Annotated in this window: 24 protein-coding genes; 12 read left to right on the forward strand and 12 right to left on the reverse strand. The window is 63.9% G+C overall.

All coding sequences use genetic code 11. The features are described from left to right. Positions 1-13 precede the first annotated feature (13 nt). Positions 14-1,093, forward strand: coding sequence for a DUF2891 domain-containing protein (locus FHS84_RS07985; protein WP_166932713.1), 1,080 nt, complete (start codon positions 14-16; stop codon positions 1,091-1,093). Between the two features lie 7 nt (positions 1,094-1,100). Here FHS84_RS07985 and FHS84_RS07990 read toward each other — a convergent pair whose 3' ends face one another. Continuing rightward, a complete protein-coding gene (locus FHS84_RS07990; RefSeq protein ID WP_166932717.1) occupies positions 1,101-2,234 on the reverse strand; it encodes a VIT1/CCC1 transporter family protein in 1,134 nt (377 codons plus the stop codon). A gap of 71 nt (positions 2,235-2,305) precedes the next feature. On the opposite strand from FHS84_RS07990, the gene FHS84_RS07995 reads away from it, so the two are divergent. Together FHS84_RS07995 and FHS84_RS08000 are read left to right on the forward strand one after the other, a co-directional pair. Next, positions 2,306-3,037, forward strand: coding sequence for a metallophosphoesterase family protein (locus FHS84_RS07995; protein WP_166932719.1), 732 nt, complete (start codon positions 2,306-2,308; stop codon positions 3,035-3,037). Positions 3,038-3,268: 231 nt separating this feature from the next. Then, complete coding sequence (locus FHS84_RS08000; RefSeq protein WP_166932722.1) at positions 3,269-3,736, forward strand: hypothetical protein; 468 nt, start codon at positions 3,269-3,271, stop codon at positions 3,734-3,736. Positions 3,737-3,976: 240 nt separating this feature from the next. Here the strand turns inward: FHS84_RS08000 and FHS84_RS08005 are convergent, their stop codons facing one another. Both FHS84_RS08005 and FHS84_RS08010 read right to left on the reverse strand, forming a co-directional pair. Then, positions 3,977-4,357, reverse strand: coding sequence for a VOC family protein (locus FHS84_RS08005; RefSeq protein ID WP_166932725.1), 381 nt, complete (start codon positions 4,355-4,357; stop codon positions 3,977-3,979). Further along, positions 4,354-4,914 (reverse strand): hypothetical protein, encoded by a 561-nt coding sequence (locus FHS84_RS08010; protein WP_166932727.1) that lies wholly within the window; start codon positions 4,912-4,914, stop codon positions 4,354-4,356. Before FHS84_RS08010 ends, FHS84_RS08005 begins: the two co-directional genes overlap by 4 nt. Positions 4,915-5,200: 286 nt before the next feature. Here FHS84_RS08010 and panB point away from each other — a divergent pair, with 286 nt between their 5' ends. From panB to der, 4 genes are all read left to right on the forward strand, one after another. Next, complete coding sequence (gene panB, locus FHS84_RS08015) at positions 5,201-6,031, forward strand: 3-methyl-2-oxobutanoate hydroxymethyltransferase (RefSeq protein WP_166932730.1); 831 nt, start codon at positions 5,201-5,203, stop codon at positions 6,029-6,031. Between the two features lie 171 nt (positions 6,032-6,202). After that, entirely contained in the window at positions 6,203-6,913 is a 711-nt protein-coding gene (locus FHS84_RS08020; protein ID WP_166932732.1) for a tetratricopeptide repeat protein, read from the forward strand. Beyond that, positions 6,910-8,316 (forward strand): outer membrane protein assembly factor BamB family protein, encoded by a 1,407-nt coding sequence (locus tag FHS84_RS08025; protein ID WP_166932734.1) that lies wholly within the window; start codon positions 6,910-6,912, stop codon positions 8,314-8,316. The genes FHS84_RS08020 and FHS84_RS08025 overlap by 4 nt, the downstream gene beginning before the upstream one ends. Before the next feature lie 86 nt (positions 8,317-8,402). After that, the gene (der, locus tag FHS84_RS08030) at positions 8,403-9,743 is read left to right on the forward strand and encodes a ribosome biogenesis GTPase Der (RefSeq protein ID WP_166932736.1); all 1,341 of its coding nucleotides are present in this window, start codon (positions 8,403-8,405) and stop codon (positions 9,741-9,743) included. A gap of 3 nt (positions 9,744-9,746) precedes the next feature. Here the strand turns inward: der and FHS84_RS08035 are convergent, their stop codons facing one another. From FHS84_RS08035 to radA, 7 genes are all read right to left on the reverse strand, one after another. Then, positions 9,747-11,597: a DUF3857 domain-containing protein gene (locus FHS84_RS08035; protein WP_166932738.1), complete on the reverse strand. Its 1,851-nt coding sequence runs from the start codon at positions 11,595-11,597 to the stop codon at positions 9,747-9,749. Between the two features lie 295 nt (positions 11,598-11,892). After that, the gene (locus tag FHS84_RS08040; protein WP_166932740.1) at positions 11,893-12,408 is read right to left on the reverse strand and encodes a hypothetical protein; all 516 of its coding nucleotides are present in this window, start codon (positions 12,406-12,408) and stop codon (positions 11,893-11,895) included. Beyond that, a complete protein-coding gene (locus FHS84_RS08045; protein ID WP_166932742.1) occupies positions 12,405-12,791 on the reverse strand; it encodes a hypothetical protein in 387 nt (128 codons plus the stop codon). The genes FHS84_RS08040 and FHS84_RS08045 overlap by 4 nt, the downstream gene beginning before the upstream one ends. A 137-nt stretch (positions 12,792-12,928) precedes the next feature. Then, on the reverse strand, positions 12,929-13,657 hold the full coding sequence (locus tag FHS84_RS08050; protein WP_166932744.1) for an SDR family NAD(P)-dependent oxidoreductase: 729 nt from the start codon (positions 13,655-13,657) through the stop codon (positions 12,929-12,931). Positions 13,658-13,694: 37 nt separating this feature from the next. After that, positions 13,695-15,161, reverse strand: a complete 1,467-nt coding sequence (gene purF, locus FHS84_RS08055; RefSeq protein WP_166932746.1) for an amidophosphoribosyltransferase — start codon at positions 15,159-15,161, stop codon at positions 13,695-13,697. Beyond that, positions 15,158-15,907 (reverse strand): CvpA family protein, encoded by a 750-nt coding sequence (locus FHS84_RS08060; RefSeq protein WP_166932748.1) that lies wholly within the window; start codon positions 15,905-15,907, stop codon positions 15,158-15,160. Before FHS84_RS08060 ends, purF begins: the two co-directional genes overlap by 4 nt. 61 nt (positions 15,908-15,968) lie before the next feature. Beyond that, positions 15,969-17,342, reverse strand: a complete 1,374-nt coding sequence (gene radA / locus FHS84_RS08065; RefSeq protein WP_166932750.1) for a DNA repair protein RadA — start codon at positions 17,340-17,342, stop codon at positions 15,969-15,971. Positions 17,343-17,524: 182 nt separating this feature from the next. Here radA and FHS84_RS08070 point away from each other — a divergent pair, with 182 nt between their 5' ends. Beyond that, positions 17,525-18,025: a hypothetical protein gene (locus tag FHS84_RS08070; RefSeq protein WP_166932752.1), complete on the forward strand. Its 501-nt coding sequence runs from the start codon at positions 17,525-17,527 to the stop codon at positions 18,023-18,025. Between the two features lie 67 nt (positions 18,026-18,092). Next, on the forward strand, positions 18,093-18,836 hold the full coding sequence (locus FHS84_RS08075; RefSeq protein WP_166932754.1) for a class I SAM-dependent methyltransferase: 744 nt from the start codon (positions 18,093-18,095) through the stop codon (positions 18,834-18,836). 6 nt (positions 18,837-18,842) lie between these two features. Here FHS84_RS08075 and FHS84_RS08080 read toward each other — a convergent pair whose 3' ends face one another. Then, positions 18,843-19,232: a hypothetical protein gene (locus tag FHS84_RS08080; RefSeq protein ID WP_166932756.1), complete on the reverse strand. Its 390-nt coding sequence runs from the start codon at positions 19,230-19,232 to the stop codon at positions 18,843-18,845. Positions 19,233-19,566: 334 nt separating this feature from the next. Between FHS84_RS08080 and FHS84_RS08085 the strand changes: the two genes are divergently transcribed. Continuing rightward, positions 19,567-20,004, forward strand: coding sequence for an acyl-CoA thioesterase/BAAT N-terminal domain-containing protein (locus FHS84_RS08085; protein WP_166932758.1), 438 nt, complete (start codon positions 19,567-19,569; stop codon positions 20,002-20,004). Continuing rightward, the gene (locus tag FHS84_RS08090) at positions 20,004-20,237 is read left to right on the forward strand and encodes an acyl-CoA thioester hydrolase/BAAT C-terminal domain-containing protein (RefSeq protein ID WP_243850787.1); all 234 of its coding nucleotides are present in this window, start codon (positions 20,004-20,006) and stop codon (positions 20,235-20,237) included. The genes FHS84_RS08085 and FHS84_RS08090 overlap by 1 nt, the downstream gene beginning before the upstream one ends. Positions 20,238-20,310: 73 nt before the next feature. Here FHS84_RS08090 and FHS84_RS08095 read toward each other — a convergent pair whose 3' ends face one another. Beyond that, the gene (locus FHS84_RS08095) at positions 20,311-20,934 is read right to left on the reverse strand and encodes a PEP-CTERM sorting domain-containing protein (RefSeq protein WP_166932762.1); all 624 of its coding nucleotides are present in this window, start codon (positions 20,932-20,934) and stop codon (positions 20,311-20,313) included. 439 nt (positions 20,935-21,373) lie between these two features. Between FHS84_RS08095 and FHS84_RS08100 the strand changes: the two genes are divergently transcribed. After that, positions 21,374-21,643, forward strand: a complete 270-nt coding sequence (locus FHS84_RS08100) for a hypothetical protein (RefSeq protein ID WP_166932764.1) — start codon at positions 21,374-21,376, stop codon at positions 21,641-21,643. Positions 21,644-21,647: the final 4 nt, after the last annotated feature.

Below are 21,647 nucleotides of genomic sequence, written 5' to 3' on the forward strand. Positions count from 1 at the left end.
GCGGGAGGGTGCGTTGCGCGTTTGGTCGGGTCTTGCTGGCGCTGCGGTGGGCGCGTTGTTGCTTGCGGCCGTTCCGGCCCATGCCGATTATCACGGTACCGAGCAGTTCGCTGCGCTGGCGCTGAAGTGCGTGCACAGCGAGTACCCCAACAAGATCGGCCTCGTCTACAACAACGATACCGAAGTGGCGCCGCCGCGGCTCAGGACGCCCGCCTTCTACGGCTGCTTCGACTGGCATTCGTCGGTTCACGGCCATTGGCTGCTGGCGCGATTGGCGCGGCTTTATCCCGACGCGCCCTATGCCAAGGATGTGCGGGCCGCGCTCGAGCAAAGCCTGACGGCGGCGAACATCGAAGGCGAAGTGCGCGCCTTGTCGACGCCCGGCCAGGCCTCGTTCGAGCGCCCGTACGGCCTTTCGTGGGCGCTGGCGCTGGCCGAAGAACTCGCCCGCTTCGACGACCCGCAAGGCAAAGCCTGGAGCGCGCATTTCGCGCCCTTGGCCGCGCTCGCGACCGAACGGCTCAAGACCTGGCTGCCGAAACTTCATTATCCCATCCGCAACGGCGAGCACACCAACACGGCGTTCGGGCTCGGGCTGGCGCTGGATTACGCGCGCGCCAACGGCGACAAAGCGCTCGCCGATCTCATTGCCGAGCGCGCCCGCACCTATTACGGCAAGGACACTGCGTGCCCGCTCGCCTATGAACCCAGCGGCGAAGATTTCATCAGTCCGTGCCTCGCCGAAGCCGCGCTGATGGCGCGCGTGCTGCCACATAAGGACTACGCCAAATGGCTGGTGCACTTCCTGCCGCAAATTCCGAAGAACGGCGGCACCGGCTGGCTCCCGATCGGCGTCGTCACCGACCGCTCCGACCCGCGCCTCGCCCATCTCGACGGACTGAACCTTTCGCGCGCCTGGATGCTGGACAAGATCGCCGGCGCGCTGCCGCCGGCCGATCCGCGCCGGCTTGCGCTGCGCAACACCGCCAAGGCCCACGCCGACGCGACGCTGCCGTTCGTCACCGGCGAACACTATGAAGGCGGCCACTGGCTGGGAACGTTCGCGATCTATTATCTGACCTCACGGCCGTGACGGCGGCCTAGCCTCCCACCGTCACGCCGACCAGTTTGCCGATCGCGAAGGTGATCGCCGCCGCGCCGTAGCCGAACGCCAGCGAACGCAGCGCGAGACGCACCATCGAGCCGCCGGTGAACAGCGCCGTGGCGCCGCCGATGGTCATCAGCGCCAGTCCGGATACGCCCAGACTCGCCAGCACGGCCTGATAGCCGCTCATGCCGAAGATGAACGGCAAAATCGGAAAGATCGCGCCGGAGACGAACAGACCGAACGAGGTCGCCGCCGCGGTCCATGGCGAGCCGCCCAGTTCCGACGGATCGATGCCGAGTTCCTCGCGCGCCAGGGTGTCGAGCGCGCTGTCCTTGTTGGCGATGAGCTGGTTCGCCATGGTGCGCGCGGTTTCCTCGGGCAGACCTTTGGCCTGATAGATCAGCGCCAATTCGGCCGCTTCTTCTTCCGGCACCTGCGCCAGTTCTTCGGCTTCGGTGGCGATCTGGCGTTCGAAGCTTTCGCGCGCCGTGGCGACGGAAAGCCATTCGCCCATTGCCATCGAACAGGCGCCCGCCGCCAATCCGGCGAGGCCGGTCAACAGCACCACATGCGAATTGGCGACCGCCCCCGCGACGCCCATCACCAAGCTCATGTTGGAGACCAGCCCGTCGTTGGCGCCCAGCACCGCGGCGCGCAGCGCATTGCCGCCGAGACCGCGATGGCGCCCTTCCAGCCGCGCCAGCGTACCGCTTTCGAGCGGACCGGATTTTTCGCCCGCCAGGGCATTGATGATGCGGGCATGGCTGCGTTCGGCCTGCGGCAGGCCGCCGGCAACGGCTTCGCTCTGATTGTCGTAGGAGCCCGAATCCATCCGCTCCTGCGCGTTGATGGTGGGCAGCACCAGACCCGGCCCGAAGCGGCGCGCCATAAAGGCGAGGATGCGGCTGCGCAGCGACGGCTTCAGGCTTGGCGCGGCGTGACCGATCTTTTCCAGTTCGCGCGCCCAGAACGCGGCATGTTCGTCTTCGACGTCGGCGAGCTTCTTGTAAATCCCGGCGAGCTGCGGGTTCTGCTCGGCGTCGGCCAGCGCGCGATAGAGCGCGGCGGAATCGACTTCGCCTTGGATATTGGCGGTGTAGCGGGTCTGCGGGTTTTGTTCGGCCATGACAGTCCTTCCCTCGCCCGAACCTACCCGTTTTCCTTCAAAATCAAAACGCGTGTGCTACAACTTACGGCATGAAACTCGCCGTCCTGTCCGATATCCACGGCAATCTCGGCGCGCTCGACGCGGTGCTGGCCGATTGTTCCGCCCGCGGCGTCGACACCATCGTCAATCTCGGCGACATCCTGTCGGGCCCGCTTGAGCCCGCGGCGACCGCCGCCCGGCTGATGCCGCTCGGCCTGCCCACGATCCGCGGCAATCACGAGCGCCAGCTTCTGGAAGACGACCGCGCGGTGATGGGGCCGTCCGACCGCCACGCCTTGGGCGAACTCGACGACCACGTCCTGCAGTGGATTGCCGCGCTGCCGGTCTGGCTGCAGATCGGCGACATTCTTCTGTGCCACGGCCGGCCGGGCGACGACATGCGATATCTGCTCGAGACGGTCGGGCCGGAGGGCGCCCGCCCTGCCACAACGGCCGAAATCGCCGAGCGCCTCGACGGCATCGACGCGCGCCTGATCTTGTGCGGTCACTCGCATATGCCGCGCGTGGTGCGGCTCGCCGACGGGCGGCTGGCGGTCAATCCCGGCAGCGTCGGCCTGCCGGCGTATGGCTGGGACTGGCCGCACGATCACAAAATGGAAACCGGCTCGCCGCACGCCCGCTATGCCGTGATCGAGCGGACGAAGGACGGCTTTGCCGCCGAAATCGTCCGTATCGCCTACGATTGGGATGCCGCCGCCGCGCGCGCCGAAGCCAACGGCCGTCCCGAATGGGCCAAGGCGCTCCGGACCGGGCGGGTGTGAACAGATTGTCATCCCCGGCCGAGGCCCGCGAACGAACGTGAGCGGAACGAGAGGAAGGGGACCCAGGTATCGACACCGCGCAATTACGAAGACAGGACATGATCTCATTCGCTGCCGTTTTCTCGCTGTTCGCACCTGGATCCCTTTCGCCGCCTTGCGGCTTCGGCCGGGGATGACAATCTTGGTGAAATCGAAAGGTGTGGCTTCTAAATTCGGGCCAGTGAGGGTCCCATGCGCACAATCATTTTTGCGACTGCCATCGTCATCGGCTTGACCGCCGCGTCTGCCAAACCGCCCGCCGCACCGAAAGAACCCGAGCCTGCCGTGCTGAAACATGCCGGCGACATCTGCAAGACGACCGGCGCGTTCGGCCGCGTGTTCGGCCGCGGCTACGGCCATGTCGATGCCACGGCGAGCGAGGATTGGGCGCCGTTCGAGAAACTCAGCATCGAAGCGGGCGCCATCACCGCCGAAGCGTCGTTCCGCGGGCTCGGCGACAGCCTCGAAGACGAAGCGGTATTGGCGGAGAAGTTCTTCAAGAAGCTCGATCACGCCATCGAAGCGAAGAAGCACTTCCCGCATCGCGAAAAGAGCGGCAACGCCATCCGCTATTCGAACGGCAAAGACCCCGGCACCGGCATCGTGCTGGAACTGCGCCAGGAAGCCGACGTGATCGTCGCGCTCTGTTCGGCGGAGTGAAGCGAGACAGAAGCGCCCGTCTTTCCTCCCCCGCGGTGCCGACGCTTTGGAGCGGCACGCTGCGCGGACAGCGGGGGAGGTGATCGCGACGCGATCGGAGGGGGGACTGAAGACCGCCGCCGCTAACTCGTCATTCCCCCTTCCGTCGCCTGTCGGCGCCACCTTCCCCGCTATCCGTAAAGCGTGCGGCCGTGAGAGATCGGCTCCGCGGGGAAGGAAAGGATCTCGCGACGACGCGGGTTACCCCTTCGGCTCGATCAGGTCCCAGCGATTGCCGTAGAGATCCTCGAACACCGCGACGGTGCCGTACGCCTCATGCCGCGGCGGTTCGATGAAATGCACCCCGCGCGCCGCGAACGTTGCATGATCGCGGGCGAAATCGTCGGTCTGTGAAAACAGGAACACCCGTCCGCCGCCTTGGCGTCCGATATGATCCGCCTGTTCGCCGACAGCCTTGGCCAACAACAGCCGCACGCCGCCGCCGTCCGGTTCCACCAGCACCCAGCGCTTGCCGCCGCCGAGATCGCTGTCTTCCACCAATGCGAACCCCAGCACACGCGTGAACCACGCGATGGCTTCGTCATACTCGCGAACGAGATAGGTGAAATGGGTGATCTTCATGCCGCTGAACTTACGAACTTCACCGCTTCGCCGCTACGCGCCCGCGCCTCATCGCTCATATGCGACAGGATCTCGGCGACAAACGCGCGCTGGGCGGCGGTGTCGGCGAAAAGCCGGTCGGCGGCGAACAACGGAGTGCCTTGGGCCATGACGATCCACCAGCCTTTTTCGTGAAATATTTCGGTGACCGCCCGCCATGGCGCGTGCGTGGCGATATCGCCGATCCGGTAGACGATCTCATCGTCGGACAGGTCCCAACTGAGAGCGATATCGAGCGGCACTCCGCGCGCCATCAGCGTTTTGCGGAAGCGCCAGACGGTCAACGGCTTGGACCACTGCGTGTAGATCAACAGCCCGCCGATCATGCCGATGACAAGACCGACATTGCCATCCATCCGGGCCGGGATGCTGAGAACGGTGCCCAAAAGTCCCATGCCGAGGATCAGCGCGGACATCAGCGCCCAGTGCCAGACAAGCGAGCCCCGCTGGCGCTTGCCGGTCGCAGCCATGGTCGCCTGCGCCTCGCCGATCCGGATCGTGCCGTAGATAGAAGTCATGGTTCACCCCCGCGTCCATCCTAGCCGCAATTCCGGCGGGCTACGCGGTCGGGCAGATTGCCTCAGGGCGTGCGGGCCGGGGCGATCAATCGTAAGATCTTCACGCCTAGAAGAGCAAGTTTGCAACAAAGAGCCCACACCCCGCGCAACGGCATGTTCCTGCCGGATGACGGCCGTGGACGTTCCGGCCTCTCGTCCTGTGGGGCCGGCGTTCCCCGCCCGCGATGCCCTCGCCCTGCCTCACCGGGAATGTTATGGTGCACTGCACAATTTTGGAGACATTCCAATGTCTGCGGTTGTCGACACCAAGCGCATCAGCGTGCCCGAGATCATCGCCAAGAAGGCGGTCCGCCAGCCCGTCGTGTGCCTCACCTGCTACCACGCCCACACCGCACGTCTGCTCGACAGTCATGTCGATCTGATGCTGGTCGGCGACAGCCTCGGGATGGTCATCCACGGCATGGAAAACACGCTCGGCGTGACGCTGGAAATGATGATCCTGCACGGCCAGGCGGTGATGCGCGGCGCCAAGAAGGCGCTGGTGGTGGTCGACATGCCGTTCGGTTCCTACGAAGAGAGCCCGCAGGTGGCGTTCCGCAATGCCGCGCGGGTGATCTCCGAGACCGGCGCTCAGGCGGTGAAGCTCGAAGGCGGCGAGCGCATGGCCGAGACCGTCCACTACCTCAGCCAGCGCGGCATCCCGGTGATGGGCCATATCGGCCTGACGCCGCAGCGCATCCAGATTTTCGGCGGCTTCAAGACCCAAGGCCGCACCGAGGCCGAATGGCCGGCCATCGAAGCCGACGCCAAGGCGATCGCCGAGGCCGGCGCGTTTTCCATGGTCCTGGAGGGCATGGCGGAGCCGCTGGCGGCCAAGATCACCGGCCAAGTGCCTGTTCCGACCATCGGAATCGGCGCCTCGGCGGAGTGCGACGGCCAGATCCTGGTGATGGAGGACATGCTCGGCCTCAACCCCAAGCCGCCGAAATTCGTCCGCACCTATGCCAACATGGGCGAGGACATCGAGGCGGCGGTGAAGGCCTATGCGGCCGACGTCCGCGCCCGCACCTTCCCCGGCGTGGAAAACGTCTATCAGATGAAGAAGAAGACGGGCTGAGCCGCGGCCCCCGCGAGGGGGGCGTTCTGACGCGGGCCAATTGTAACCGTATCTGTCTCCACCGCTTTTCCCGGCGGATAAAATATCGTCAAGTTGCGGAAATCCGGCGCAAAGGCTAATTACCGCGTCCGGTCAAAGTCTTGTTCGCGACTCCCCGAAAGGAATTCTCCCGTGTCCGACATCTTCCGCGAAGTCGAGGAGGAGGTCCGCCAAGAGCGCCTCCAAAAGTGGTGGAAGAAATACGGCAACTACGTTGTTGCCGGCATTTCGATCCTCGTCATTGGCGTGGCGGGATGGAAGATGTGGGAGCGCTACGACCAGCAGCAGCGCATCAAGGCGTCGTCGCAGATCGAAAGCGCGGCGCAGATGTCGGCGGCCGGTCAGGCCGATCTGGCGGCGCAGGCTTACGCGCAGATCGCCAAGAAGGCGCCGACGGGGTACGCCCTGGTCGCCCAGCTGGGCCAGGCCGACGAACTTCTCGCGTCGGGCCGCACCAACGATGCGGTGGCGCTCTACATGCAGGTCGCCGAACACGACAAGGCCGGCCTCGGTGACGTCGCCCGCATGCGCGCCGCCTGGGCGCAAGGCGACAAGCTCTCGACCGAAGAATTGAAGACGCTGCTCGCGCCGCTCAACAACGGCACGTCGAAGTGGCGTTTCATGGCGCGCGAACTTCTGGCCTATCGCGCCTTGCACGACAACGCCGTCGAGGCTGCCGGCAAGGAATTCGCCGCGCTCGCCGCCGACAAGGATGCGCCCTCGTCGCTGCGCCAGCGCGCCGACGCGATGGCGACGCTGATCCGCACCAGCGGCGGCAAGGATTACGGCTCGGTGCCGCCGCCGCCGAAGCCGGCTGAAGCCCAAGGAACCGCCGCACCATGATCACACGCAGGTTTGCACCGTTCGCCCTTCTCGCGGCGGTGGCTATTCTCGCCGGCGGCTGCGGCATTACCGATACGATGGGGAAGTGGTTCTCCTCGCCGCACAAGTCGAAGATCCGCGGCGAGCGCATCTCGATCATGGCGACCGACGATTCCCTCAAGCCGGATCCGACGTTGAAGGACGTCCCGGTGGTGCTGCCGGCGCCGTACGTCAACACCGAATGGGCCCAGCCGGGCGGCGTCGCTTCCAACGCGATGCACCATCTGAAGGCGTCGGGCCCGTTGCAGCAGATTTGGGCCGCCGACGCCGGCGCCGGTTCGGGCTCGAAGTCGCGCCTCACCGCGTCGCCGATCGTGGCGGCCGGCAAGGTTTACGTGCTTGACGCCAGGGCGCGCGTGTTCGCCTTCAACGCCCAGAACGGCGAAGAGGAATGGCACGTCAGCGTGGCGCCGGGGGGCAAGCAGGACCTCGTCAACATGATGACCCTCGGCGTGTTCGGCGACGACACCCGCACGGATTCGACCAAGGGCGCCGGCGGCGGCATCGCCTACGACAACGGCAAGCTCTACGCCACCACCGGGTTCGGCGACGTCGTGACCCTCGATGCCAAGACCGGCAAGGAGCTGTGGCGCAAGAGCTTCGGCGCGCCGATCGCCAATGCCCCGGTGATCAATGGCGGCCGCCTGTTCGTCGCCACCATCGACAACCACATGCACGCGATCGCCGCTTCGAACGGCCGCGAATTGTGGGACCATCAGGGCATCACCGAGAACGCCGGCATCATGGTTTCGACCAGCGCCGCGGTGGCGGGCGAATTCGTCCTCGCGCCGTATTCCTCGGGCGAGGTCTATGCCATCCGCGTGCAGAACGGCCGTCCCGCCTGGAACGACATGATCACCCGCTCGAAGGGCATCACCGCGCTGTCGGAAATCGACGACATCGCCGGCAAGCCGGTGGTCGACCGCGATCTGGTGTTCGCCATCAGCCATTCCGGCGTGATGGCGGCGATCCAGCTCGACAAGGGCGACCGCCAGTGGCAGCGCGACATCGGCGGCATCCAGACGCCGTGGGTGGCGGGCGACTACGTATTCGTCATCACCCTGCAGAACCAGCTGATGTGCCTGACCCGCAAGGAAGGCCGGGTGAAGTGGATTCACCAGCTGCCGCGCTGGACCGATCCGGAGGACACCTCGTCCGATCCGATCGTGTGGAGCGGCCCGGTGCTGGCTTCCGACCGGCTGATCGTGCTGTCGTCCGACGGCTACGCCGAGGCGGTGTCGCCTTATACCGGCAAGCTGATGGCGCGCATGGAAATCCCCGACGGCGCCTACATCGCCCCGGTGGTGGCCAACGAAACGATCTACATCCTGACCAACAACGCCGATCTGGTGGCGTTGAAATAGTTCCTCCTTCCGGAGGGGTTGGTCTTAGTTCGGGGAGGGGGGCGCAGCAGCGTTTCCCCTCCTTCGGTTTTCGGGAATAATAGGGAATGACCTTCACCGTCGCCATCGTCGGAAGAGCCAATGTCGGCAAGTCCACCTTGTTCAACAAGCTGGTCGGCCGCCGTCTGGCGCTGGTGCACGACACTCCCGGCGTCACCCGCGACCGCCGCGAGGCGCCCGGCTCGCTCGGACAGCTCTCGTTCACGGTGATCGACACCGCCGGCATCGAATCCGGCGACAAGGAAAGCCTGCAGGCGCGCATGGCGCAGCAGACCATGGCCGGCGTCGAGGATGCCGACGTGTGCCTGTTCATGTTCGACGCCCGCGAAGGCGTCGTCACCGCCGACGAGATCGTGGCGCAGTTGCTGCGCAAGGCGGGCAAGCCGGTGATCGCGGTCGCCAACAAATGCGAGGCGCGCTTCAACCAGGGCGGCGAAGCGTGGGCGCTCGGTTTCGGCGAGCCGATCCAGATTTCCGCCGAGCACAATATCGGTTTTGCCGATCTGATCGAGGCGCTGGCGCCGTTCGCCGAGAAATCCGAAAGCGACGAAGCGGCGGAAGAAGACGAAAGCAACAAGCCGCTGCGGCTTGCCATCGTCGGCCGCCCCAATGTCGGCAAGTCGAGCCTGTTCAATTGCCTGCTCGGCAGCGAGCGTGCCCTGACCGGCCCCGAAGCGGGCATCACCCGCGATGCCATCGCCGTGCGCTGGGAGGCCGAAGGCCGCGAGATCCTGCTGCACGACACCGCCGGTCTGCGCCGGAAGGCCCGCGTCGCCGGCAATACGCTGGAAGAAATGAGCGTCGGCTCGACGCTGGAAGCGGTGCAGTTCGCCGATTGCGTCGTGGTGGTGATCGACGCGCTGCAGGCGTTCGAGAAGCAGGACCTCACCATCGCCGACCTGATCGAACGCGAAGGCCGCGCCGTCGTGTTTGCGATCAACAAATACGACATCGTACCCAACCGCGCCGGTCTCATCTCCAAGATGCGCGAGAAGCTCGACCAGTCGCTGCCGCAACTCGCCGGCGCGCCGATGATCGCCACTTCGGCCACCACCGGCGAAGGCATCGACCGCCTGCTGCCCGCCGTGCTCGCCGCCGACAAGGCGTGGAACACGCGCGTGCCCACCGCAACACTGAACCGGTTCCTCGAACAAGCCTTGCAGCGCCACGCCCCGCCGGCAATTTCGGGCAGGCGCGTGAAAATCCGCTACATGACGCAGCCGAAAAGCCGTCCGCCGACGTTTGCGTTGTTCGGCAACCAGCTCAAGGCCCTGCCCGACTCCTACATCCGCTATCTGACCAACGGGCTGCGCGAGACCTTCCACCTCGAAGGCGCCCCGCTGCGCCTCCTCCTGCGCGGCGGCAAGAACCCGTTCGCGAAGGACTGAACCCTACTCGTTCGTCAGCATTATCGTCGTCGCGGCATCGGTCTTGATCGCGGCGAGGGCGTTGTGCAGCGCCCAGATTTGCGGATCGCGGCACAGCATGTCCTTGAAGTCGAGCGCCAGCGTCCGCTTCACCGTCACGGAGCGGCCGGCTTGCGACCAGTGCGAGATGTAAGTGAGGCCGTCGACGACGATCTTCTTGTCGGCCGGCAGCGCCGCGAGCTTCTTTCCCGGCGGCAGATCGAGCGTGTATTCCTCGCTTCCGGTGCCGCTGTAGCACGGCAGGATCTCCGTCTTCTTGTATTTGTCGGAGCCCAGCGGGCCGAGCCAGAATTCGCCGGACAGGTTGTCGACCATCAGCCCCTTCGGCATCGCGAACGGCACGCCGCCCACCCAAGCCTGCTGTTTGGGCGCGACGTAATGGGTGGTCGATTTGTAGGCCGACACCGGCGCTTCGTCGCTCGACACGTCGAACTTGCCGAGCGCCTCGCTGAGCCCGCGCTTTTCGAGCACTTCGGTCGCGATCTTTTCGGGCCCCGCCGCATGCAGCCTGAGACCGTCGCGATGCGCCAGCCCGGCCGCGACGCCGCTGGCCGTCAGCTCGCCGGTAGCGGAAAGCTTGCCGTCGGCATCGAGCGTCTGGTGCTCCTTGTAGCTGTAGGAAAAATCCTTCTGCGCCAGCAGCGGCACCTTGCGCAGCCCGGTGCCGATATGCAGCACCGTCTTGCCGTATTCCCCGCGCGGCACAAACCCAAGCGCCATCGCGCGCTGCGTGGTGTCGGCATAAATCCCGAGCGAGGGAATGTAGTTGATCATGTGATTGAAGGAGCCGGTCACCGGCACGTTCGGCACGGAGTAGCGGTCGCTGGCATGAATCACAACGAGATCGGCGGCGATGCCTTTGGCCTTCAGAAGCGTCGCGAACAGGATCGCGTGATCCTTGCAGTCGCCGTAGGCGTTGGTCAGCGCCTCTTCGGGATCGTGCGGAACGTAGCCGCCCTGGCCGAATTCGATCGCGACATAGCGGATGTGCGACGACACCCAGTTATAGATCTTGTTCACCTGTTCGCGGGGGTCGCTGACGCCGGCGGTGATTTCGTCGGCCTTGGCCTGCAGCTTGGGCGTCACCGCCAGTTTCGGCGCGACCAGCGAAGCGTAGAGTTTGGCGAACTGCTCCCAGGTCTTCATCGTCGACACAAACAGCGCGGGCGAGCGGTCGAACATCGACACGTACGGCGCCTGCGTCTGTTTCGGGCTCTCGACCTTGGTGCGCACCGTATAAACGACCTTGTCGCCGTCCGTGCTGCGCTCGACCGCTAGGTCCTTGGCATCGAAATAGAGCGGCAGCGATTTGGGCGCGGTGAAAACGATCTCGTATTTGTCGACCGGAACGCTCTGCGGAACCGGGAAACCGGCCGCGAAGAAGCCGGGGAACATCGGCTTGGTTTTCAGCGTATGCGCGCTGACCAGCGTGTCGCCCACCTCGACATTGGGAAACACGATCACTTTCTGCTTCTGATCGTTCAGCGAATTGGAGCCGGGACGCTGCTGCGTGATGATGGCGCTCGGCGCGACGGCGATCTTGGTGCCGTCCGCCTTCAGCGTGTAGGCCTCTTCGATCGACGGTTCCTGCAACGTCTCGGAATAGGCGATGTTCAACTGGCCCAGCGGCTGGATGGCCGCGGTGGACAGCACCTGCCGCTCGAAACGCGACGTGGTGGTTTGGCTGGCATCGGGCGCGATGTCGATGCGGCGTTGCTCGACGACGATCTTGGCAGGGGCCTTGGGCGGCGGATCGGCCGCCATCGCAGGTCCGAAAGCAACGGCACACGCAGCCAAAATGCGGATGGTCTTCACGGCAGCCCCCCTTGATCCGTTGCCCGCCAAGTTAGCGCAATTCCCCCGCCGCCGGTATTCCCGGTACGATAGATTCTGCGTGTGAAACGCGACCAATTCGCCCCTATTTCCTCGCCCCCAATCCGGGGGAGAGGACGCAAAATCTTGCGCTGAGCGGCGCGCAAAAATCTCCCCGCCGCACGCTCCGCCGCCAAGCGCTAGATTTTGCTGGTGAGGGGGTGAAGCCGCGCGCAACACCACACTCCGTGAGGTGCGCCATGGCAACCATCACCAGATCGGCGCGGGGGTCAGAACGTCAATCTACGATGTTGCCTGGTGCCGGACTATTCTCGAACACAAGCTCATCGGCCGGGATCTCACCCTCCGCTCGGAAGCCGAGCGGAGATGGATTACCCTTGGTCAGACGGCGTACATCGAACAAAAATCCCGTTTTGTGAATCTCTTCGTCCACGGAAGCACGATAGAGCACAGCTCCGACAATGCACGGAAAGACCATCTTGGTTTTTTGCGTGACCCGTTTGAGATCGTTAGCCATCCAAGGAACAGTCATCTCGACCGTGCGCGGAGGTTCGCCAGGGAATATTGTATACCCCACAGAGTTGAGGTTCTTTTCCTTAATTATTTTGTTGATCAATTTCCGCTGGAGGTCGCTGTAGCTAAATTCGGTTGTGATACCAACGATCGGTGCATGGATTTCAGGCCATGGATGGACGCCAAATGCGGGCGACGTTCCAACATTAACGAGCGCAAATCGGATGGTTATTTGGGCATTACCATATGCGTCGAATGTGAAAGGCCCTGCGGCACTCACATCAACCCGTATCCATGGCGATGAGAAGCAACCAAAGTACGCTTAGCAATTTCGGCGGTCTTTTGGGCAGCATCAGATGCGTTTGCAGATATTGTTTCAGCTCGCGCTAAAAAATTAAGCTGCATGGCAGCCACCACCGCCATTGCTGCAGTTGCTATAACAAGAAGAAAAGTGGAGATCGAAAGAGAGTCTGGAAATAGATAACCGAGAATGCCAGCGGGACGAGATTGCTTGTTCGAGTTCTGCTGGCTTGCTTCCTCTCCGAAGGCATTTTCATAGCCTTGGTGGGTCTGATTTGGCAGGGAGTAGTAAGCTGTACCCGCGATTGCGACCACAAGGATAATAGCCGATATCAATGCAGTGTACTGGAAAATTCTGAGCATGCCCCCAGCGCTTCCCTAGTAAGCCAGGACATTACTCTACAACCATAGATGGACCGAACGTCTGCGACATAGAGTGCCGATTCGATCGGCACGAACAGGTGGTGCTTGCCGCTACGACTCGAAACGCACTGGGGTTTTTAAAGTCGCTTCCCCCACTCCCTGTAATTCACTACCGCCCCATTCTCTTCCCACTCCGGCGACAGCATTTGTACCACCAGGGGCGCGACGTCTTCGGGTTGCGGGATGGTCGACGGGTCTTCGCCGGGCATGGCTTTGGCGCGCATCGCCGTCGCGGTGCCGCCGGGATTGAGGATGTTCACGCGCACATTGCTCGCGTCGCATTCGGCGGCATACGTGAGCGCGAGGTTTTCAACCGCCGCTTTGCTCATGGCGTAGCCGCCCCAGAACGGCCGCGGCTTGCGCGCAACGCTCGACGACATCACCAGCACCCGCCCTGCCTCCGACGCCCGCAGCAACGGATCGAGCGAGCGGATCAGCCGCCAGTTGGCGGTGACGTTCACGGCCAACAATTCGTCGAACACTTTCGGTTCGAGGTGGGTCAGCGGCGACAGCGCGCCGAGCACGCCGGCGTTGGCGAAGAACGCGTCGAGCTTGCCCCAGCGTTCGAAGATCGATGCGCCCAGCCGGTCGAGTGCGGCGCCGTCGCGCAAATCGAGCGGCACCAGCGTGGCGCTGCCGCCTGCGGCCTTGATCAGATCGTCGGTTTCTTCGAGCCCGCCCACGGTGCGCGCAAGGCAGATCACGTGATGGCTCGCCGCCAGTGCCACCGCCGCCGCCCGTCCGATGCCGCGCGAGGCGCCGGTCACGAGGGCAATGCGGCCGGAGTCTTTGCTGTCGCGCTTCATGGCCGAAAACCGGGTCCCACTTTTCGTTGAAGCGCTCTCAGCTCACTTCGACGAGAAAGGAAAGCTGGCCCTCTTTGGCGATTTCCTCGTCGGTCATGCGGATCGGATAATCGCCGGAGAAGCAGGCGTCGCAGAATTTCGGCGCCTTGGGATCGCGGCGCTCTTCGCCGACGGCGCGGTAAAGCCCGTCCATCGAAATGAAGGCGAGGCTGTCGACGCCGATGAACTTCGCCATTTCCTCGATGTTCATTTCGTGCGCCAAGAGCGCATGTTCGTTGGGCGTATCGACGCCGTAGAAACAGGAATGGCGGGTCGGCGGACTGGCGACGCGGAAATGCACTTCCGAGGCGCCCGCATCGCGCACCATCTGCACGATCTTCTTCGAGGTGGTGCCGCGCACGATGGAATCGTCGATCAGCACCACGCGCTTGCCCGCGAGCGTGGCGCGATTGGGATTGTGCTTGCGGCGCACGCCGAGATGGCGGATGCGGTCGGTCGGCTCGATGAAGGTGCGCCCGACATAGTGATTGCGGATGATGCCGAGTTCGAACGGAATGTTGGCGGCCTGCGAAAAGCCCAGCGCCGCCGGCACGCCGGAGTCCGGCACCGGAATGACGAGATCGGCATCGGCGGGGGATTCGTGCGCCAGTTCGCGCCCGATCGCCTTGCGCGCTTCGTAGACGTTGCGCCCTTCAACGGTCGAATCCGGACGGGCGAAATAAATGTATTCGAAGATGCAGAAGCGCGGCTTCTGCCTCGCGAACGGGAAATAGCTTTCGACGCCGTCCTTGGTGAACACCACCACTTCGCCGGGCTCGATATCGCGCACGAACTCGGCGCCGATGATGTCGAGGGCGCAGCTTTCGCTCGCGAAGATCGGGGCGCCGTCGAGCATGCCGAGCACCAGCGGGCGCACGCCCCAGGGATCGCGCACGCCGATCAGCTTCTTGGCGGTGAGCGCCACCAGCGAATAGGCGCCTTCCACCTGCTTCAAGGCGTCGATCAGCTTCTCGACCACCGGGCCTTTGCCCGAGCGCGCGGTCAAATGGATGATGACTTCGGTATCCGAGGTCGACTGGAAGATGGCGCCGTCCTGCACCAGCTTGGAGCGCAGCGCGTAGGCGTTGGTGAGATTGCCGTTGTGGGCGATGGCGATGCCGCCGCCGGTCAGGTCGGCGAACAAGGGCTGGATGTTGCGCACCGCCGAGCCGCCCGCCGTGGAATAGCGGTTGTGGCCGATGGCGTAATCGCCCTTGAGGTTGGCGGCGTGATCGCTCTTCTTGCCGAAAATATCGCCGACCAGGCCCGGATGACGCTCGGCGATGAACTGGCCGTGATCGTAGGTGACGACGCCTGCCGCCTCCTGGCCGCGGTGCTGCAAGGCATGCAGGCCGAGAATGGTCAGCGCGCCGGCGCCGGGATGTCCGAAAATGCCAAAAACGCCGCACTCTTCATGCAGCGTATCGGCGTCATCAACGGAAAAAGGATCGGTCAGCCCCGTCATGGCTTGCCGCTCTTGTCGCTGTTTGTTGTTTCGATGAGCTTGTCTAGCGCGTGACGGTCCTTGGCGCCATAGGTCTTCTTCGCACGATGCGCGGGTTTCGGCTTCGGCTGCGGCGCGGGGGCGATTTCCGCCGGTTTTTCGGCGGGGCGGGCTTCGGATTTGGGCGGCGGCGGCGGTTCCGAGGAGTTCCGCTCGAGCTGGGCGCGGATCGGATCGGGCGAATCGTTGGGATCGGCGGGGGCTTCCCGCGGCGCCTGGACTTTCTTGTCGGGAATCAGCGAGGCGACGATTTCGGCCGACACCCGGATGACGGGATAGAGGCGGCAGCGGGTGATCCAGCCCGGTTGTTCCGGCGGGGGAACCCAGGCGGTGAACACCAGATAGGCGATGCCGACGATGGCGATGCCGCGCAAGAGGCCGAACGCGGTGCCGAGCACGCTGTCGAGCGTGCCGACCTGCGATTTCTTGACGTTCTGGGCGATGCGCGAGGCGGCGAACTGCAGCGGGATCAGGACGATCAGGAAAACCGTAGCGTAGCCTGCCGCCCGGCCGAGCCAGCGCGGCCCCATCATGTCCTGCATCCACCACGCCACCCAGGGGCCGAAGTAGAGCGTAGCGTAAGCGGCCGCGATCCAACCGAAAATGGCGAGCGACTCCGACACGAGCCCGCGATAGGTCGCATAAACGGCCGAGGCGATGACGATCAGCACGACCGCCAGATCGAGGAACTGGAACGACAGGTTCATGACGCGGAGTCTACTTCAAGCCGCGCGGCGAGGGAATCGGTCGCCGCCACTTTCGCATCGGTTACTTTCGCGCCGCACCGGAGCTGGCGACGGCGATCAGGTCGCCGACATCCTTGACCGGCTTGAGGGTCAGCCCTGCCACGTCGCACTTGGTGTCGCGCGGGACCACGGCGGTCGAAAATCCGAGCTTGACCGCCTCCTTGAGCCTGAGTTCGGCCTGCGGCGCCGGACGGATGTCGCCGGTCAGGCTGATTTCGCCGAAGAAAACCGTATCGGGCGGCAGGGGGATTCCGGCGAACGAGGAGACCAGCGCCGCCGCCGAGGCAAGGTCGGCCGCCGGTTCGCCCACTTTCAGCCCGCCCGCGACATTCAAGTAGACGTCCTGGGCGCTGACCCCGACGCCGCCGCGCGAATCCAGCACCGCCAGGATCATGGCGAGGCGGCCATTGTCCCAACCGACCACCGCCCGTCGCGGCGTGCCGTAGCCGGGCTGCGCCACCAGCGCCTGCACTTCGACCAGCAGCGGCCTTGTGCCTTCGATGCCGGCGAACACGGCTGTGCCCGGCGCGGCGGAATTCCTGTCGCCCAGGAACAGCGCCGAGGGATTGGCGACTTCGGCAAGGCCTTTGCCGGTCATCTCGAACACGCCGATTTCGTCGGTCGGCCCGAAGCGGTTCTTCACCGCGCGCAGGATGCGGAATTGATGGCCGCGCTCGCCTTCGAAATAGAGCACGGCGTCGACCAGATGCTCGACCGCTTTCGGCCCCGCGATCTGGCCGTCTTTGGTGACGTGGCCGACCAGCACCAGACAGGCCCCGCTCGCCTTGGCATAGCGCACCAGATCGAGCGACGACGTCCGCACCTGCGCGATGGTGCCGGGCGCCGCTTCCAGCGCGCCGGTCCATAGCGTCTGGATCGAGTCGATGCAGACCATGCCGGGCGTTTCGCCTTTTTCCAGCGTCGCCATGATGTCTTCGACGCAGGTCGCCGAGCCCAGCGCCACCGGCGCGTCCGAGAGGCTCATGCGATTGGCGCGCGAACGCACTTGCGCCATCGATTCTTCGCCCGAGATGTAGATCGCCTTGCCGCCGCCCCGCGCGAACGCGGCCAGCGCCTGCAGAATGATGGTCGACTTGCCGACGCCGGGATCGCCGCCGACCAGAAGCGCGCAGCCGGGGACCATGCCGCCGCCGCAGACGCGATCGAATTCGTTGATGCCGGAGATCCGCCGCGCCGGCTCGACGTCTTCGGTCTTGAGGTCTTCGAGCGCGAACGCCCGCCCTTTCTGCCGCTTCATCGCGGTGGTGCCCAGCGGCGGCGGCGGCGCCTCTTCGGTGAGGGTGTTCCACCCGCCGCAGGCATCGCACTTGCCCGCCCATTTCGAATGGACGGCGCCGCAGGACTGACAGACGAAAGACGCAGATGCTTTGGCCATGAATCGACTATAGCACGACACTAGAACAAAATGGCAACAGGCTTAGCCGTGCGCGATGGACGCATCGGGCTGCGCCTTACGGAAAGTACCTACGCGCGGATAGCGCGAGGACCGTTACCGGTTCAAGCCGCCTTAACGCATCGCTCGCAGACTTTGAGGCGGAATATGGAGTCTGACCGCGCATGACGGCGCCCTTGCACGAGTTTGCCGCCGCCCCCATCGAGGAGTGCTACCGGCAGATCGAACGGCCGCAACACGCCGAGCTGCGCAAGCTGCTGGCGTTATGGGACAAGCGTCCCGCCGACGGCTTCGAAATCGGCCGCGACATCCCTTCGCGGCGTTTCGCGCCGCTGCTGTCGCACATTCTGTTCTGGGAGCCCGTCGACGGCGGCACCGACTACAAGCTTCATCTTTGCGGCGAGGCGTTGCGGCTGCGTTTCGGCGACGACGCCGTCGGCAAGTCGATCAAGAAGCTGATCGCTCCCGACGTCGTCCCGTTTTTTCTCGACACCGGCCGCACGATGCTGGCCGAGGACCGCAGCGCTTGTTTCGACATGCAGCTTGTGCGCCGGGAGCCGGTGGAGGGGCGCCGTGAGCTTCACTTCGAACTCGTGATCTTCCCCGTCTGGGCGCACCGCCGGACCAGCCGCTGGATCCTGAACGGCACCTATTACTTCCTTTGACCCGATGCCGAGCCGGATTGACGCTCCCACCCGGCAATGAGACTGTGCCGCAGGGACCCGGCACACCATGCAACAGCGGACCGCCTGGAAAAGCGCCCTGCAGCGGGCAACGCGTCGTTCGTCCGTGCTCAAGCTGGCGCTGCTGACGTGGCACCTCCTGCGCGGCGGCGAGCGGCGCGACATCGCGCTGTTGCGGCTGAGAAATCCGCGCGACTTGTTTCAGCCCGCGGCGACGACCCGCGAGAACCGCTATTTGCGCTTGTTTGCCGTCCTCGGCGAGCGCGTTGCCGATACGCCGCAGACGCGCATCCTGTCGTTCGGATGCGCCCGCGGCGACGAAGTCGTCTCGCTGCGCCGCCACTTCGCCAGGGCGCACATCACCGGGATCGACATCAATCCCGCCAACATCCGGCGCTGCCGCGCCCGCGCCGATATCGACGGCCGGATGACGTTCGTCGAGGGATCGAGCCTGCCGTCGGCAAGCGAGCCGTTCGATCTGGTGCTGGCGCTGTCGGTGTTCCGGCACAGCGATCTCGGCGACAGCCCCGCCTCCTCGGCGCATCTCATAAAATTCGACGACTTCGCGCGGCTGACCGGCACGCTGGCGGACGGCGTGCGGCCGGGCGGATATCTGGTGCTGTCGTTTGCCAACTTCCGCTTCGAGGACACCGCGGCGGCGGCCGCGTTCGAAGCCGCCGAAATCATTCCCGTGAAGGTGCCGTACACCGTGACGCCGCTCTACGACCGCAACAACCGTCTGACGGAAGGCTCCGGCAACCGCATCGCCATCTTCCGCAAGCGCGGCGATTAATTGGGGTCAGGGCTTTAATGGGTCTTTGGCCCGCTCCATCATGTGTTTTCCCATCGCCTGCCAGCGCCCGCCCTGCTCCTGCAGTTCGCCGCCGCATCGCATCAAGGCGGTGCCGAGAGTCGTGTTGTCCAACTGGGCCAACCGCGCGACGAGCGCGCTTTCGAGATCGAATTTCGGATCGCGGCCGGTGACTTTGCCCATGTAGTACATCGTGCCCATGAGCGTCGTCTGCTGGGCCTGCTCGTCGCTCATCACGTGCGATTTTTGATTGACCTCCGGAAGCAGTCCGATGGCGGCGAGGCACATGACGTCGGCGTCCATGGCACTCGTTTCGGCGAAACTAGGCGTACAAACCGCGATGCCCAGTGCCATCGCCACAACAACAGTCGCTCTCATTGTCCCTCGTACCTATAACGGCCGCACCACCGTACCGTCCGCTTCATTATTATCCAATCCCGCGAATTGGGTCGCGTAAATCGGGGCCGGGGTAGACTGGCCCGCAAAAGTCCGCAATCGGCCCCGAACGCGCCTTTCGAGGCAGGTCGCAGATGCGCCAATTCCGGTCATACAATTTTCCTTCGCTGGCCTATACGATCCGCCCGTGCCTGCATGCCATTTTTGGGGTATCTGATGCGCCGCAGCCTCGCCTCCTTCTTCTTTCTTGCACTAGTCTTGACGCCCGTATCCGATGCAGAGGTGTTGCTGTAGGTGCCCTCGAGTAGGTTCAACAATGAGAGGCATCGTTCTACTCATTGCCGCGGCCATTAGCCTGCCGTGCGTAGCCGTCGAATCCATTGGCACGCGGCCCGAACCCGTCGTTGCCATCAGTCCTTCCGCACCGCTGATTGACGAAAGGCTGGCGGTTCGCGTGTCGGGGCTTCCGGCAAATACGAAGATCACCATCACCGCCAAGACACGCGCCCGCGACGGGCTCGTATGGCATAGCGCGGCCGAGTTCGTTTCGGACGCACGGGGACAAATTGATCTCGCGACCAAGGCGCCGGAGGCCAGGCCGAAAAACGCCGATCACGCGTTCTTTGCGCAGGACTCTTGGAAACCGCTCGAAACCGAAATCCAAGTCGCGGATAAGGCACACATTCTCGCGACCCGGACGCGCCCGTGTTGCTACTGGCGGGAAAGGACGATCAAATCTGGCCGTCGGAGCTGATGGCAAAACGCATTATGGCAAGACGCGGGCCGCGCATCGGCGACGAATTGCTCTCGTACGATGATGTCGGCCACCCCATCCCGTATACGTACGTTCCCCTCGGCGGCGACAAGGGCGGCGAGAGCTTTGCCGTCGGTGGAACCCTGCAGGGCGAAGCCAAGGCACAGCGCAATGCCTGGCCGCATATCGTGGCGTTCCTGAAGAAAGCGGCGGAGCACGGCCTCGCGAAGTGAAAGAATTGAGGCGGAGTAGCCGTGGGCCGTCCACTCCGCCTCTAATGCTCTCGATGTGATGGGCGCAACCCGTTTAGACCACGTTGTTGCGACGACGGCGACGCAGGTACAAACCGGCAAGGCCCGTACCGAACAACGCCAATGTGAGCGGCTCGGGAACGCCGGGATTCACAACCGAACCGGACAGATGGAAGATGCCGTCCATGTTAGTGCTCATCAAGCTCCATTCCTGTGACGGAAACGCTATCGGCACATAAGTGAACTGGTAGTCTCCCGCCGTCAGTCCCGCGAAGGTAACGCCTTCCCAGTGTTCCACAGGCCCGCAAGCCGGACATCCCGTGTTGAACGGCGTTTCGCTACCGACCAGCGGCAGATTATTCGGGATGGCGCCGTTCCAGTCCGCATAGAAATTCGTAACGCCATCGATCAACCCGGCCGGTTTTGCCGCCACGCTGTCGGCTGTCAGGATCGTAAAGGGATTGATGGTGGGGCCATACATCGTCCCTAGCACACCCTCCAGCTTCAAGCTGCCCTCGAGATGGCTACCGCCATGTGCATAGGTGCCCAACCAAACCGTTACGGCACCCGCGCCGGCGTTAGCAAAACCGATGGAAATAGCATGTGCGGAAGCCGGTCCTGTTCCGCTCGCAATGGCAGCCAGCAACGCCGCGCCGGCAATGAGTGATTTCTTGATCATGAGTGCTCCATTGAAATTCTGATCGAGAACGCACCGCAATATTTGGGCCGGACGATGGGTCTGTTCTCATTCAATGAGTTAACTGGGCTGCGGGCGATAGACGTTTGTATAATGTAAGTGACGGTTACACATTGTGCGGCGCCGAAATAAACGGACGCAGCCGCCTAGTCTCCCGCTCCGCGGTGGCGTTGCGCCTTAGCTACATCCTGTTTTCGAAGTCGCAGTAATTCTCCCACGCGGGTCCCGCTGTACGCTTGAAGCCACGGAACCCATCGGCGGGCCAACGCCCACTTTGGCGCGACGTCGGCGGATCAGCACAGTCCGGAGTCGCCCCCAAACTCGCCGTTTTGAATGCGACCGCGTTGCGCCAATAGTTGCCTTTCCCGAAGACACGACAAACCGTATTCTGGCGGCAAATATCTTGATTTTCGGGGGGACGATGACCGAATTGGAACTTAGTTGGTCGCACGTGTTTAGGATCGCATGGTGCCTATGCTGGCGGCAAATCCTCGGTGGTGCGGCGCTCGGATTTATTGGTGGGGGCATCGCGGGATTTATGTGCGGGATTCTGAGTGTTCCTAACGCGGCAAAAATGGCTGGCGCAATTGTGGGAGGAATTGCTGGTTTGATATGGGGTTTCACTGTCCTCCGCATGGCCATCAAGAAGAGCTACAAAGGCTTCCGCCTAGCCGTAATCGCTATCGAATGAGTGC

The organism is Rhizomicrobium electricum (assembly GCF_011762045.1).
GTDB classification, from domain to species: Bacteria; Pseudomonadota; Alphaproteobacteria; order Micropepsales; family Micropepsaceae; genus Rhizomicrobium; species Rhizomicrobium electricum.

Coding starts and splice junctions, on each gene's coding strand:
- FHS84_RS08005 (WP_166932725.1), bottom strand. CDS start 4,357: ATGAAGATCACCCATTTCACCTATCTCGTTCGCGAGTATGACGAAGCC.
- purF (WP_166932746.1), bottom strand. CDS start 15,161: ATGACGGGGCTGACCGATCCTTTTTCCGTTGATGACGCCGATACGCTG.
- FHS84_RS08075 (WP_166932754.1), top strand. CDS start 18,093: ATGCAACAGCGGACCGCCTGGAAAAGCGCCCTGCAGCGGGCAACGCGT.
- FHS84_RS08060 (WP_166932748.1), bottom strand. CDS start 15,907: ATGAACCTGTCGTTCCAGTTCCTCGATCTGGCGGTCGTGCTGATCGTC.
- der (WP_166932736.1), top strand. CDS start 8,403: ATGACCTTCACCGTCGCCATCGTCGGAAGAGCCAATGTCGGCAAGTCC.
- FHS84_RS08050 (WP_166932744.1), bottom strand. CDS start 13,657: ATGAAGCGCGACAGCAAAGACTCCGGCCGCATTGCCCTCGTGACCGGC.
- FHS84_RS08095 (WP_166932762.1), bottom strand. CDS start 20,934: ATGATCAAGAAATCACTCATTGCCGGCGCGGCGTTGCTGGCTGCCATT.
- FHS84_RS08070 (WP_166932752.1), top strand. CDS start 17,525: ATGACGGCGCCCTTGCACGAGTTTGCCGCCGCCCCCATCGAGGAGTGC.
- radA (WP_166932750.1), bottom strand. CDS start 17,342: ATGGCCAAAGCATCTGCGTCTTTCGTCTGTCAGTCCTGCGGCGCCGTC.
- FHS84_RS07990 (WP_166932717.1), bottom strand. CDS start 2,234: ATGGCCGAACAAAACCCGCAGACCCGCTACACCGCCAATATCCAAGGC.
- FHS84_RS08000 (WP_166932722.1), top strand. CDS start 3,269: ATGCGCACAATCATTTTTGCGACTGCCATCGTCATCGGCTTGACCGCC.
- panB (WP_166932730.1), top strand. CDS start 5,201: ATGTCTGCGGTTGTCGACACCAAGCGCATCAGCGTGCCCGAGATCATC.
- FHS84_RS08100 (WP_166932764.1), top strand. CDS start 21,374: ATGACCGAATTGGAACTTAGTTGGTCGCACGTGTTTAGGATCGCATGG.
- FHS84_RS08090 (WP_243850787.1), top strand. CDS start 20,004: ATGGCAAAACGCATTATGGCAAGACGCGGGCCGCGCATCGGCGACGAA.
- FHS84_RS08010 (WP_166932727.1), bottom strand. CDS start 4,914: ATGACTTCTATCTACGGCACGATCCGGATCGGCGAGGCGCAGGCGACC.
- FHS84_RS08080 (WP_166932756.1), bottom strand. CDS start 19,232: ATGAGAGCGACTGTTGTTGTGGCGATGGCACTGGGCATCGCGGTTTGT.
- FHS84_RS07995 (WP_166932719.1), top strand. CDS start 2,306: ATGAAACTCGCCGTCCTGTCCGATATCCACGGCAATCTCGGCGCGCTC.
- FHS84_RS08045 (WP_166932742.1), bottom strand. CDS start 12,791: ATGCTCAGAATTTTCCAGTACACTGCATTGATATCGGCTATTATCCTT.
- FHS84_RS08025 (WP_166932734.1), top strand. CDS start 6,910: ATGATCACACGCAGGTTTGCACCGTTCGCCCTTCTCGCGGCGGTGGCT.
- FHS84_RS08085 (WP_166932758.1), top strand. CDS start 19,567: ATGAGAGGCATCGTTCTACTCATTGCCGCGGCCATTAGCCTGCCGTGC.